At 67.8% G+C, this 11,862-nt stretch carries 12 protein-coding genes; 10 read left to right on the top strand and 2 right to left on the bottom strand.

Going from position 1 to position 11,862, the window contains the following annotated elements; translation table 11 throughout:
• Positions 1 to 407 precede the first annotated feature (407 nt).
• Both ACK4HJ_RS22170 and ACK4HJ_RS22165 read left to right on the top strand, forming a co-directional pair.
• Complete coding sequence (locus ACK4HJ_RS22170) at positions 408 to 1,073, top strand: response regulator transcription factor (protein ID WP_409835602.1); 666 nt, start codon at positions 408 to 410, stop codon at positions 1,071 to 1,073.
• Positions 1,070 to 2,521 carry a sensor histidine kinase gene (locus ACK4HJ_RS22165; RefSeq protein WP_409835601.1) on the top strand — a complete coding sequence of 484 codons (1,452 nt, stop codon included), beginning with the start codon at positions 1,070 to 1,072 and terminating at the stop codon, positions 2,519 to 2,521. The genes ACK4HJ_RS22170 and ACK4HJ_RS22165 overlap by 4 nt, the downstream gene beginning before the upstream one ends.
• 70 nt (positions 2,522 to 2,591) lie before the next feature.
• Here the strand turns inward: ACK4HJ_RS22165 and ACK4HJ_RS22160 are convergent, their stop codons facing one another.
• Positions 2,592 to 2,942 carry a winged helix-turn-helix transcriptional regulator gene (locus ACK4HJ_RS22160; protein WP_409835599.1) on the bottom strand — a complete coding sequence of 117 codons (351 nt, stop codon included), beginning with the start codon at positions 2,940 to 2,942 and terminating at the stop codon, positions 2,592 to 2,594.
• A gap of 141 nt (positions 2,943 to 3,083) precedes the next feature.
• Here ACK4HJ_RS22160 and ACK4HJ_RS22155 point away from each other — a divergent pair, with 141 nt between their 5' ends.
• The 8 genes from ACK4HJ_RS22155 to kynA all read left to right on the top strand — a co-directional run bounded on the left by ACK4HJ_RS22155 (position 3,084) and on the right by kynA (position 10,270).
• Positions 3,084 to 3,842 (top strand): SDR family oxidoreductase, encoded by a 759-nt coding sequence (locus ACK4HJ_RS22155; protein ID WP_409835597.1) that lies wholly within the window; start codon positions 3,084 to 3,086, stop codon positions 3,840 to 3,842.
• Between the two features lie 188 nt (positions 3,843 to 4,030).
• Positions 4,031 to 4,363 carry a YkgJ family cysteine cluster protein gene (locus ACK4HJ_RS22150; protein ID WP_409835595.1) on the top strand — a complete coding sequence of 111 codons (333 nt, stop codon included), beginning with the start codon at positions 4,031 to 4,033 and terminating at the stop codon, positions 4,361 to 4,363.
• Positions 4,364 to 4,489: 126 nt separating this feature from the next.
• The gene (locus ACK4HJ_RS22145) at positions 4,490 to 5,233 is read left to right on the top strand and encodes a GntR family transcriptional regulator (protein ID WP_409835593.1); all 744 of its coding nucleotides are present in this window, start codon (positions 4,490 to 4,492) and stop codon (positions 5,231 to 5,233) included.
• Positions 5,234 to 5,325: 92 nt separating this feature from the next.
• A complete protein-coding gene (locus ACK4HJ_RS22140) occupies positions 5,326 to 6,366 on the top strand; it encodes a tripartite tricarboxylate transporter substrate binding protein (protein ID WP_409835591.1) in 1,041 nt (346 codons plus the stop codon).
• Between the two features lie 3 nt (positions 6,367 to 6,369).
• Positions 6,370 to 7,203, top strand: a complete 834-nt coding sequence (locus ACK4HJ_RS22135) for an amidohydrolase family protein (protein ID WP_409835589.1) — start codon at positions 6,370 to 6,372, stop codon at positions 7,201 to 7,203.
• A gap of 113 nt (positions 7,204 to 7,316) precedes the next feature.
• The gene (gene kynB / locus ACK4HJ_RS22130) at positions 7,317 to 7,970 is read left to right on the top strand and encodes an arylformamidase (RefSeq protein WP_409835587.1); all 654 of its coding nucleotides are present in this window, start codon (positions 7,317 to 7,319) and stop codon (positions 7,968 to 7,970) included.
• A gap of 80 nt (positions 7,971 to 8,050) precedes the next feature.
• Positions 8,051 to 9,361 carry a kynureninase gene (gene kynU / locus ACK4HJ_RS22125; RefSeq protein ID WP_409835585.1) on the top strand — a complete coding sequence of 437 codons (1,311 nt, stop codon included), beginning with the start codon at positions 8,051 to 8,053 and terminating at the stop codon, positions 9,359 to 9,361.
• Positions 9,362 to 9,379: 18 nt separating this feature from the next.
• Positions 9,380 to 10,270: a tryptophan 2,3-dioxygenase gene (gene kynA, locus ACK4HJ_RS22120; protein ID WP_409835584.1), complete on the top strand. Its 891-nt coding sequence runs from the start codon at positions 9,380 to 9,382 to the stop codon at positions 10,268 to 10,270.
• Between the two features lie 18 nt (positions 10,271 to 10,288).
• Here kynA and ACK4HJ_RS22115 read toward each other — a convergent pair whose 3' ends face one another.
• A complete protein-coding gene (locus ACK4HJ_RS22115; RefSeq protein WP_409835582.1) occupies positions 10,289 to 11,710 on the bottom strand; it encodes a PLP-dependent aminotransferase family protein in 1,422 nt (473 codons plus the stop codon).
• Positions 11,711 to 11,862 lie beyond the last annotated feature (152 nt).

The following is an 11,862-nucleotide window of genomic DNA, read 5'->3' as shown; positions in this document are numbered from 1 at the left end:
ACAGGCTCTCGGTGAAGGTGTCGGCTCCGCGCATGGATGGCTTGTCTTGTGGTCGGGGGCCTTGATTGTCGTGGCTGTGTCTCAGCGGCGGAGGGACTGCGAGAGGTATTTCAGCAGCCTGTTAAGCGCAGCCAAAGAGCCGAGTCATTCGCCCCACGGTGTCGTGAACCGATGCATCCGCAGGAAAGCAGAGCACAGCGCCAGCGCAACGTCGCGCCTACGATCTTCAGCCACAAGGGCATCCTCCCAGCTTGTTCACAGGTTCAACGTATTCTTCTTTTCGCTCCACAGGCAAGCCACGTTGCGCCACGCGGCCTGCCATTGTGCAAACCTCTGCCTTAACGCCAGCCAAAGGCGCCGCTTCTCGCACCGCGCAACAACCACCACTCCCGCCACAATCCCACCTCATGCACATCCTGCTCATCGAAGACGACCTGGACCTGGGCCGTGCGCTGCAGGCCGCGCTCAAGGTGGAGGGCCTGACCAGCGAGTGGTTGCGCCGCGTCGTGGACGCGCCCGCCACCGTGGATGCGCGCACCGTCGATTGCGTGCTGCTGGACCTGACCTTGCCCGATGGCAGCGGCTTTGACCTGCTGGCGCGTTGGCGGGCGCAGACGGGTGACGGCGGGCAGGTGCCCATCATCGTGATCACTGCGCGGTCCGCCGTGGAAGACCGGCTGGCGGGGCTGGATGGTGGGGCGGATGACTTTGTGATCAAACCCTTTGCCACGGCCGAGCTGATGTCGCGCATCCGCGCCGTGCTGCGGCGCAGCGCCCGCCAGGCCAGCGAGCGCTGGGTGCTGGGCGACCTGGTGGTGGAGCCGCGGCGCCACACGGCCCAGCGCGGCGGCATGGCGCTGGAGCTGTCGCCGCGCGAGTTCCAGCTGCTGCTGGAGCTGGCGCGCGAACCCGGTGTGGTGGTGTCCAAGAGCCTGCTCTCGCAGCGGCTCGACCCGCTGGGCGAACCGGTGGACTTTGCCGCCATCGAGGTGCATGTCTCCAACCTGCGGCGCAAGATCGGAGCGGAGCTGATCCGCACTGTGCGGGGCGTGGGCTACCTGCTGCAGGCATGACCACCGCATCGCCCCCGTCGCGCACCGCCCGCCTCGCCCCCGGGTTGCGTGCAGCCTGGCGCCGGCTGGCCGAGCCCACACTGGTACGCCGCAGCGTGTGGTCGGTCACCGTGGCGTTTGTACTGGTGTGGGCGGTGCTGCTGGGCTACAACTTCGTCAACTACAAACACACCATCACCAACGACCCGGGGCTGCTGAAATACGGCGACGCGCTCCTGGATTCGCTCGACCTGATCACCGACCCGGCGCAGGCCGCGGCAGTGGTGTCGGCCACCAACCACTGGGTCAACATCCGCCGACGCCAGAACGGCCTGCTGCCCGGTGTGGCCATGCATGAGCTGCGCGACAGTGCCACGGGCGACGTCGTTTATTCGCCGCCTGGTTTGCAAGAACTGGGTATCGCCCTGCCCGACCTTCTGAACGGCGCGTCTGCAATTTCGGAGCCCGTCTCGCAAGGCCAGCGATACCGCGCCTACGCCGGAAGGACCGCGCGCTGGACCTTGCGCGTAGTCGAGCCGAAACGCGCAGACTCCCACTTCCTGCAATCGAGCGGCCGCAACCTGGTTCCCTACCTGCTGCTGGCCGCCCCCTTCGTGCTGCTGCCCGTCTGGCTGTCGGTGCGCAACGGCCTGCGCCCGCTGCAGCAGCTGGCGCGCCGCATCGCCCAGCGGGGCAAGGACGACCTGCAGCCCGTGGGCTTCAACGCCCGCCACCGCGAGCTGAAACCGCTGGAGCAGTCGCTGGACCACCTCTTCGCCCAGCTGCGCCAGAAGGTGGAGCGCGAGCGCGCCTTTGTGCAGGACGCCGCGCACGAGATCCGCACGCCACTGGCCGTGATCAACGCCCAGGCGCATGTGATGGCGCGCTCGCAGAGCGAGGCCGAGCGCACGCAGGCCCAGGCCCACCTGGAACAGGCCATCGCCCGCACCTCGCACCTGGCCCAGCAGCTGCTGGACCTGGCCGCGCTGGACGATGCCCAGCGCCCCGCGCCGCGCGAGCTGGATGTGGCGCAGTGGCTGCGGGGCGTGCTGGCCCAGGCCGTGCCCGGGGCGCTGGCACGGCAGATCGAGCTGTCGCTGGACGCGCCCGACAGCCTGCCCGCGCGCCTGGACTTGCCCGCGCTGGAGTCCATCGCACACAACCTCATCGACAACGCGGTGCGCTACACGCCCCCCGGCGGCAACGTGGCCGTCGTGCTGCGGTGCGATGGCGCGATGCTGCACCTGGCGGTGCAAGACGATGGCCCGGGCATTGCGGCCAGCGAGCACGCGCGGGTGTTCGAGCGCTTCTACCGGGGCCTGGGCCACGCTGCCAACGGCTCGGGCCTGGGCCTGGCCATCGTGCGGCAGGCCGTGCTGCGCATGGGCGGGCAGGTGCACGTGGGCGCGGGGCTGGGCGGCCGGGGTGTGGGCTTTTTCATCAGCATCCCCAACGCCCCAGGTTTCTAATCAAAACGGCCTCCGGCGCTTATCCCAAAAGCGCCACCAGCTATTAATTTGGTAGCGTCCGGAAAAGCACCTAGGACGCTGCGGCGGGGCGCTGGCGGTGCCGTTCACCCCATTCGGCCAGCCGGTGCGCTGCGTCGTTGAGCGCGGCACCCGCTTCGGTCAGCGAGTACTCCACCCGCAGCGTGGGTTCTTCTTCAAACGCCTGGCGGTGCACGATGCCGTCGGCCTCCAGCTGGCGCAGCTGCTCGAACAGCATCTTCTCGCTGATGCCGCCAAGCCGGCGGCGCAGTTCACCAAAGCGGATGGGCTGCGCGTGCAGCTCCCAGATGATGGTGGGCTTCCACTTGCCCTTGATGACCCCGATGGCGTGCGCAAAGCCGCATTCGTCGGCCGGAGCGGCGGGCGGCAAGGAGTCATTCACGTCGCGCATTGGGGCACTTACCTTCTCGTAAGTAATTGATTTATATGAATTTATTCTAAATGATGCGAAACAGCCAGCCATGCTGGCTGCGGCCTGACACAGCGTGCCCGCAGGGCCGCATTCATAGACGAAAGAATCCCAATGACCCATCGATTTGCAGGAAAGAACGTCGCCGTCATCGGCGGCACCCACGGCATGGGCTGGGCCACGGCCCAGGCCCTGGTGGACCAGGGCGCGCGCGTGCTCGTGACAGGCCGCAACCCGGCCAACGTGCAGGCCGCGCGCACGCGCCTGGGCGAACGCGCGCTGGTGCAGCAGGCGGACGTGGCCAGCCTGGCCGACATGGACCAGCTGGTCGCCACCTTGCGCGAGGCCTTCGGCGCGCTCGACGCGGTGTTCGTGTTCGCGGCCATCGCCGCTTTCGATCCGATTGACGAGGTGACCGAAGCCAGCTTCGACCGCCACTTCGCCATCAACACCCGCGGCGCGTACTTTGCGATGAAAAAGCTGGCGCCCTGCGTGCGCGATGGGGGTTCGATCACCATGACCACGGTGACCCCGGCCACCGCCACGCCCGGCATGTCGGTCTACATGGGCAGCAAGGCGGCCGTGGGCTCGTTTGTGCGCTCCTTCGCGGCGGAACTGCTGTCGCGGCGCATCCGGGTCAATGCCATCGCCCCAGGCTTCATCGACACGCCCAGCCTGGGGCTGCCCGACCTCACACCCGCCGCGCGCGCCGAGATTTCGGCCCTGGGCGACGCCATCACGCCCATGCAGCGCCACGGCACCATGGCGGAGATCGCGAGCGCGGCCTTGTTTCTGGGCTTTGACGCGACGTTTTGCACCGGCATTGAGCTGGCAGTGGACGGCGGGCTGTCCACGGTCGATGGGCCCGGCTGAGCCGACGGCGGCGGGCTCATCGGCGCGCAGCAACGCATAGACGTGGCCGCCCGGCAGTCGCAGGCGCCTGAGCCCCTGCCCTTTAAGCGAGACTCACCGGGAACGCTGGCCGATCTTCGCTAGCATTCCCCACCTCCGCCGTGCCCAGCCGGGCGAGCGGCCCGCCTCCATAGCGCGCTTGTTATTGCATGTCCGAATCCGCTCACCCCTGCCTCGCCTGTGGCGCCTGCTGCGCCAGCTTTCGCGTGGACTTTGCCGTCTATGAAATGGTGGACATGGGCGGCACCGTGCCCACACACCTGGCGATGGATGTGAACGGCAGCACCTGCCGCATGCGCGGCACCGAGCAGGTACCCATCCGCTGCGTAGCGCTGACCGGCGAGGTAGGTGCGATGGTGGCCTGCAGCATCTACGACGCACGCCCCACGCCGTGCCGCGAGTTCACGGCGGGCGACTACGCCTGCCACAAGGCGCGTGCGCGGCACGGTCTGGCACCGCTGGGCGAGCAACCCCACAACTGACAACTCTCCCGGCAGACGCAGCGGACCGCCCGAGGCCGCGCTATCACGGCCCGCAGGGAGTTCTACAGGCCATCCCTCGGGGTAACCCCAATGCATTTAGTCCTATAGAGGACTAGAGTTATAAACATGCATATTCAACCCGTCGTCGTGTCTCTGGATACATCACCCGGCGTCAGCCGCTACGCCACGCTGGCCGCCGCACTGCGCGCCCGTGTGGTGTCCGGCGAATGGCCGCCCGGAACGGCGCTGCCGGCAGAGAGCCTGCTGGCCAGCGAGCACCAGGTGGCGCTGGGCACCATGCGGCGTGCGCTGGAGCTGCTGGTGGCCGAGGGCCTTGTGGAACGTCTGCAGGGCCGGGGCACGTTTGTGCGGCAGGGCATCTCTGGCGCGTCCATGCTGCGCTTCTTCCGGTTTGACACCGGCAGCAACGAAATTCCGCGCTCCCGCATCGTGTCGCGCCAGCGAATGGCGGCCCCGGCCGGCGTGGCTCGCCGCCTGGGCCTGGCCACGGGCGAGGCAGTGCTGCGCCTGCTGCGCGTGCGCCTGCTGGCCGACCGGCCTTGCCTGCTGGAAGAGATCTGGCTGCCGCTGGACCTTTTCGGCCCCCTGGCCGAGGGCAGCACGGCGGAGTGGGACGACCTGCTCTACCCCATGTTCGCGCGCCGCACCGGCGTGCATGTGCACCGCGCGGTGGACGAGATCGGCTTTGGCGTGCTGACCGCTGCGCAGGCAGGCCACCTGGAGCTGGCCGCCGCCCACCCCTGCGTGGTGGTGCAGCGCGCGGCCCACGACCTGGGCGGGCGCTGCGTGGAATGGCGCATTACCCGAGGCGATGCCCACGCCTTTCACTACACGGTCACGATCACCTGACGAACCATCGGCGGGCCTGGGAGACACACAAGGCAACGCAAGACGCCTGTGCTCGCCCAAGCCAAACCCACACCACATTTCAAGGAGACACCATGACCCGCAATACCCCAGCTTCCACAGCCGCGCCCAGCGCATCCACACGCGCCACGCTGACGCGCCCCACCCGCCGCGCTGCGCTCGCTGCGGTGGGTGCCACGCTCGCCGCGCCATGGGTGGGCGCACGCGCCAACGGTGTTGCGGGCGGGCGCACCATCACGCTGGTCGTGTCGTACCCCGCAGGCGGTGGCGCCGACCTCATGGCGCGCATCATGGCGCCGCGCCTGTCGGAGGCACTGGGCCAGTCGGTGGTGGTGGACAACAAACCGGGCGCCAGCGGTCAGCTGGCGGCAGCGGCCGTGGCCCGCGCCACGCCAGATGGCACCACGCTGCTGCTGGATGCCTCCTCCTTCGCGGTGAACCCTTCTCTCTACCCCAAGCTGCCTTACGACAGCAACACCGCCTTTGTGCCGCTGGCCGTGCTGGCCACGTTCCCGAACGTGCTGGTCTGCCACCCGGGGTTCGATGCCAAGACGGTGCAGGACGTGATCGCCAAGGCCAAGGCACAGCCCGACGGCGTGGCCTATGCGTCCTCCGGCAACGGCTCGGCACAGCACCTGGCGGGCGCGCTGTTTGAAGAGCGCACGGGCGTGAAGCTGTCGCACATCCCGTACCGCGGCGGCGGCCCCGCCATGAACGACGTGATGGGTGGGCAGGTGCCGCTGTTCTTCGCCAACGTGGCCTCGTCCCTGGGGCACATCCAGGCCGGCAAGCTGCGCCCGCTGGCGGTGACCAGCACGCTGCGCGCCCGCTCGCTGCCCAATGTGCCCACCATGGCCGAGACGGGAGTGACCAACTATGAAGTGCTGGAGTGGAACCCCATCCTGGCGCCCTCTGGCATTTCTGCCGACACACGCAAGCTGCTCGTTGCAGGCATTCGCAAGGCGCTCGCCGACCCCGAGGTTCTGGGCCGCATCCGCGCGCTGGGCGGCGATACCTTTGCCGACGCCACACAGGCCAGCGCGGGCAAGTTCATCCAGGCGCAGCAGGCCCAGTGGGCCACAGTGATCCGCGAGCGCAAGATCGTGGCCGGCTGAGCAATGAGTGCACCGCCCCTTGGCACATCGACGGCTTCGGCGCCTTCGACAGCAGCGCTGGACGGTTGGGACACCCACGTCCACATCTTTGACGGCGCCGCGCAGGCGCAGCCAGGCCATTACCAGCCCGCCCACCACCCCATCGACCGCATCGAGGCCGAGGCGGCGGGCCTGGGCGTGGGCCACCTGGTGCTGGTGCAACCCAGCGTGTACGGCACGGACAACCAGTTGGTGCTGAACGCTTTGCGCGCCAGCGGCGGGCGCCACCGCGGGGTGGTGGTGGTCGATGGCAACGTGCAGGCTGCGGCCCTGCAAGCCATGCACGCGCTGGGGGTGCGGGGTGTGCGGTTCAACCTGGTTTCGCCCGTGGGCAACGGGCAGGACGCGCTGCCGAGACTGAGCGGTCTCTTGCGCGAGCTGGGCTGGCATCTGCAGTGGTACGCCCGGCCGGAACAGTTGGGCCAGATCGCCGACGTACACCAGCGCACAGGGCTACCTTGCGTGCTCGACCACCTGGCTGGCCTGCACACCCAGCTGCCCGCCCGCGATGCCGCTTGGGACGCACTGCAACGCCTGGCCGGTGCTGGCGCATGGGTCAAGCTGTCGGGCTGGTACCGCCTGGGCGACCATGCGCCCTATATCCGTATCACCGAACACATCCAGCGCGTGGCGACGATAGCGCCCGGCAGGCTGGTGTGGGGTTCGGACTGGCCCCACACGGCATTTGACGCAGCGGCCATGCCCGCCTACCGCAGCGTGTGGACGCCCGTGGAAGACGCCCTCGGCACGAGCCGTGCGCACGAGGTGCTGCGGGCAGGCGCGCGGCTGTACGGCTGATCGGTGGCCTCTCATTGCGCGCGCCTGGAGATAGTTTAGGCCTCAACAAAATTCGCGGCAGTGTTGGAAATAACCGACACCACGGGTTTTTCGGGAGATGCAAACTTTCTCCCATGCCAACGCCTTCCTCTTCTACCGCGCGCCAGCTTTGGGACATATCGCCCCCTGTGCATGCGGGCAGCCCCGTGTTCCCTGGCGACACGGCCTACAGCCAGCAGTGGTGCGCCACCATCGGCCCCGGCTGCCCGGTGAACGTGAGCGCGATCACCCTGTCGCCCCACGTGGGCGCGCATGCCGACGCGCCGCTGCACTACGACGCGCAGGGCGCCACGATTGGCGAGGTGTCGCTCGACGCCTTCCTGGGTCCCTGCCGCGTGATCCACGCCATCGGCCGCGGGCCGCTCGTCACCTGGGAACACATCGCCCACGCGGTGGACGGCACCCTGCCCCCGCGCGTGCTGGTGCGCACCTACGAACACATGCCCGCGGACCGGTGGGACGCCCAGTTGGCCGCCTACGCGCCGGACACCATTGAGCGCCTGGCCGACCGGGGCGTGCTGCTGGTCGGCATCGACACCGCCAGCATCGACCCGGCCGACAGCAAGAGCCTGGACAGCCACCAGGTCATCCGCCGCCGGGGCTTGCGCGTGCTCGAGAACCTGGTGCTCGACGCCGTGCCCGAGGGCGACTACGAGCTGATCGCCCTGCCGCTGAAGCTGACCACCGCCGATGCCTCACCCGTGCGGGCCGTGCTGCGAGCGCTGTAAAGCAACGATTTCAAACATTTTGGCCTCCAGCGCTTGTGCAGCAAGCGCCAACAGCTATCAAAACAGAAGCAAAACACACCATGACCACCACCTTGCAAGACTGCCGGGCGCGCGACGCCCAAGACCCGCTGCGCCCCCTGCGCGACCACTTCGCGCTGCCCTCGGGCGTGATCTACCTCGACGGCAACTCGCTGGGCGTGGCCCCCAAGGCCGCCGCCGCGCGCGTGGCGGATGTGGTGAACCGCGAGTGGGCCACGGACCTCATCCAATCCTGGAACACGGCCAGCTGGTTCGACCTGCCCCAGCGCCTGGGCAACCAACTGGCCCCGCTGATCGGCGCGGGCAAGGATGAAGTGGTGTGCACCGACACCACCTCCATCAACCTCTACAAGGTGCTGAGCGCCGCGCTCAACATCGCCCGCGAAGACAGCCCCGCGCGCAAGCGCATCGTGAGCGAGCGCAGCAACTTCCCCACCGACCTCTACATTGCCGAAGGCCTGTGCAAGGAGCGCGGGCTGGAGCTGGTGCTGGTGGAGCCGGAGGAGATTGCCGCAGCACTCACCAGCGACGTGGCCGTGCTGATGCTCACCCACGTGAACTACCGCACCGGCGCCATGCACGACATGGCCGCCATCACCGCTGCCGCGCACGCTCAGGGCATCTTATGCGTGTGGGACCTGGCGCACAGCGCGGGCGCGGTGCCGGTCGATCTGAACGGCGCGGGCGCAGATTTTTCGATTGGCTGCGGCTACAAGTATTTGAACGGCGGCCCCGGCGCCCCGGCCTTTGTGTGGGTGCACCCGCGCCATGCCGACCGCTTCTGGCAGCCGCTGTCGGGCTGGTGGGGCCACGCCGCACCATTTGCCTTCACCCCTGATTACCAGCCAGCGCCCGGCATCACACGCTACCTGTGCGGCACGCAGCCCATCATCAGTCTTTCGGCCCTGCAATGCGGGCTGGATGTGTTCACCGCTACACAAAGCCTGGGCGGCATGGCCGCGTTGCGCGCCAAGTCGCTGGCGCTCACCGACCTGTTCATCCGGCTAGTGGAAGAGCGCTGCGCAGGCCATGGCCTGGGCTTGGCCACGCCGCGTGACCATGCACAGCGTGGCTCGCAGGTGTGCCTGACGCGCGATGAAGGCGCGGGCGTGAACGGCCAGGGCAGCGGCGCATACGCCATCGTGCAGGCGCTGATTGCGCGCGGTGTGATCGGCGACTTCCGCAAAGGCGATGGCGGCACGGGCCGCCACAAGGATATCCTGCGGTTTGGCTTCACGCCGCTGTACCTGGGCTTTGAAGACGTGTGGAATGCCGTGGAGCACCTGCGCCAGGTGCTGGAGAGCGGCGAGTGGCAGAAGGCCGAGTTCAACCAGACGCACGCCGTCACCTGATCGGAAAGGCAAACCACCATGTGCCCTTTCTCGCAAACCCCTGCGGGTGACGACAACAACGCGGCATCTGCCGCCCTGCCCGAATCCATCGTGCACGAAGAGCGCGCTCAGCTCGACTTCAGCCAAAGCATGAGCTATGGCGACTACCTGCAGCTCGACGCCATCCTCACCGCGCAAAAGCCGCTATCGCCCGCGCACGACGAGATGCTGTTCATCGTGCAGCACCAGACCAGCGAGCTGTGGATGAAGCTGATGCTGCACGAGCTGCGCGCCGCCATTGCACACATTGCGCGTGATGAGTTGCCACCCGCCTTCAAGATGCTGGCGCGGGTGAGCAAGATCATGGAGCAGCTGGTGCACGCCTGGGACGTGCTGGCCACCATGACGCCGCCCGAGTACAGCGCCATGCGGCCGTACCTGGGCCAGTCCAGCGGCTTCCAGAGCTACCAGTACCGCTGCATTGAATTTTCGATGGGCAACAAGAACCGCGCCATGCTCAAGCCCCACGAGCACCGTGCCGACCTGCTGGCCATGGTGCAGGCCGCGTATGAAGCCCCCTCACTGTATGACGAGGCCCTGCGCCTGATGGCCCGGCGCGGCCTGGCCGTGCCCGCCAGCCACACCGAACGCGACTGGACACAGCCTTATGTAGAAAACGATGCAGTGGAGCAGGCTTGGCTCACCGTGTACCGCAACCCCGAGAAGCACTGGGACCTGTACCAGCTGGGCGAGGAGCTGACCGACCTGGAAGACGCCTTCCGGCTGTGGCGCTTCCGCCATGTGACCACGGTGGAGCGCGTGATCGGCTTCAAACGCGGTACCGGCGGCACGGGCGGCGTGAGCTACCTGCGCAAGATGCTGGACGTGGTGCTGTTCCCCGAAATCTGGAAGCTGCGCACGGACTTGTGAACCGGGTTCGGCGCGCCTTCAAGACGCCGCCTTGAGCGCGCCCTGCAGAAAGCGCAAAAAACGCGGGTCGTTGGCATAGGCCACGTTCACCCGCATGGCCTGCAAAGGCTGCTGCTGGCCCTGCCGCTGCGGAAAGAACACGGCGCCCGGCGCCAGAAAAATGCCCCGCTCTGCCGCGCTGCGGGCCAGGCCCAGCTCGGTGATGCCACGAGGCAACTCCACCCACAGGTAGTAGCCACCCGGCGGGCTGGGGTGCACCGTGAGGCCCAGGCGCGCCAAAGCCTTTTGCGCGGGGCCCAGGGCACCGTCCAGCCGGGCCTTGAGCCGGTTCAGGTGGCGCCGGTACTGGCCCGCCGAGATCAGCTGGTGCACCACGCGCTCGACAAAGTCGGACGTGGACACCACCGTCACCATCTTCAAATCACACAGCGCATTGATGCGGTGCGCCGCCCCCGCGATGTAGCCCACGCGCAGACCGGCTGACAGCGTTTTGGAAAAGCTGCTCACGTAGATCACGCGCTCCAGCTGGTCCAGGGCGGCCAGGCGCGGGGCGTTGGGCGGCTGCAGGTCGGCAAACGGGTCGTCCTCCACCACCAGAAACCCGTGGGCCGCAGCCATCTGCAACAGGCGGTGGGCCTTGGGCAGGCTGATCGACCCGCCTGTGGGGTTGTGCGCCAGCGACTGCGTGAAGAACACCTTGGGCCGGTGCTTTTCCAGCAGCGCCTGCAGCGCATCCAGGTCGGGGCCATCGGCCAGCCGGGGCACGCCCAGCATCTCCACCTTGGCGAGCTTGAGCTTGCCAAACAGCGGGTAGTAGCCGGGTGAATCCACCAGCACCTCATCGCCCGCATCCAGCAGGTGCCGCACGATGAGGTCCAGCGCGTGGTTGGCGCCCTGGGTCAGCAAAACCTGGCGCGGATTGACCGGGATGGTGCGCTCACCCAGCATGCGCGCGATGGTCTCGCGCAGTGGCAGGTAGCCCCAGGGTGTGCCGTAACCGTGCTCGATATCTGAAAGCCCCTGCGAGCGTGCGCGGCGCAGCGAGCTGCCCAGTTCCGAGCCCTCCATCCACGACGCGGGCGGGCGGCCATCGCCCACGCGCACCTCGTAGTGCTGCTCCAGTTGCTCACGCAGCAGCGACACCACGTCCACCGCCTCGGTCACGTGCGGCGCAGGGGCCTGGGCATGCACGCTGCCGCTGCTGGGCTTGCGCACGTAATAGCCCGACCCAGGCCGTGCCTCCACATAGCCGCGCGCGGCCAGGCGGTTGTAGGCCTCCACCACCGTGTTGCGGCCCACGCCGTCCTTGGCGGCGGCGTCGCGGATAGAGCGCAGGCGGGTGCCAGGCAGCACGCTGCCCTGTTCGATGGACTGCGCAATGCGGCGCGCCAGTGCTTCGACCTTGCTGTCGGGCGATGCGTCTTCTTCGGGGTGAGGCATGGGGGTCTGTCTCCTTATCTGTACCCATCCATTGCTGGGTACAGTTTTCTTATCTGTGCCCAAACTGTATCCAACCAACCGCCGCGTTGTCCATATACTTTTCGAACTCGCCCGCAGCCCAGACTGCGCATTGGGCCGAGGCAGCAACCCCA

It is taken from the genome of Acidovorax sp., from assembly GCF_046294525.1.
Lineage (GTDB): Bacteria > Pseudomonadota > Gammaproteobacteria > Burkholderiales > Burkholderiaceae_C > Acidovorax.
Note: the sequence above shows the minus strand (reverse complement) of the source record. Positions and strands in the feature narration are given on the sequence as shown.

Coding starts and splice junctions, on each gene's coding strand:
- kynB (WP_409835587.1), top strand. CDS start 7,317: ATGCCAACGCCTTCCTCTTCTACCGCGCGCCAGCTTTGGGACATATCG.
- kynA (WP_409835584.1), top strand. CDS start 9,380: ATGTGCCCTTTCTCGCAAACCCCTGCGGGTGACGACAACAACGCGGCA.
- ACK4HJ_RS22155 (WP_409835597.1), top strand. CDS start 3,084: ATGACCCATCGATTTGCAGGAAAGAACGTCGCCGTCATCGGCGGCACC.
- ACK4HJ_RS22165 (WP_409835601.1), top strand. CDS start 1,070: ATGACCACCGCATCGCCCCCGTCGCGCACCGCCCGCCTCGCCCCCGGG.
- ACK4HJ_RS22145 (WP_409835593.1), top strand. CDS start 4,490: ATGCATATTCAACCCGTCGTCGTGTCTCTGGATACATCACCCGGCGTC.
- ACK4HJ_RS22140 (WP_409835591.1), top strand. CDS start 5,326: ATGACCCGCAATACCCCAGCTTCCACAGCCGCGCCCAGCGCATCCACA.
- ACK4HJ_RS22170 (WP_409835602.1), top strand. CDS start 408: ATGCACATCCTGCTCATCGAAGACGACCTGGACCTGGGCCGTGCGCTG.
- ACK4HJ_RS22115 (WP_409835582.1), bottom strand. CDS start 11,710: ATGCCTCACCCCGAAGAAGACGCATCGCCCGACAGCAAGGTCGAAGCA.
- kynU (WP_409835585.1), top strand. CDS start 8,051: ATGACCACCACCTTGCAAGACTGCCGGGCGCGCGACGCCCAAGACCCG.
- ACK4HJ_RS22135 (WP_409835589.1), top strand. CDS start 6,370: ATGAGTGCACCGCCCCTTGGCACATCGACGGCTTCGGCGCCTTCGACA.
- ACK4HJ_RS22150 (WP_409835595.1), top strand. CDS start 4,031: ATGTCCGAATCCGCTCACCCCTGCCTCGCCTGTGGCGCCTGCTGCGCC.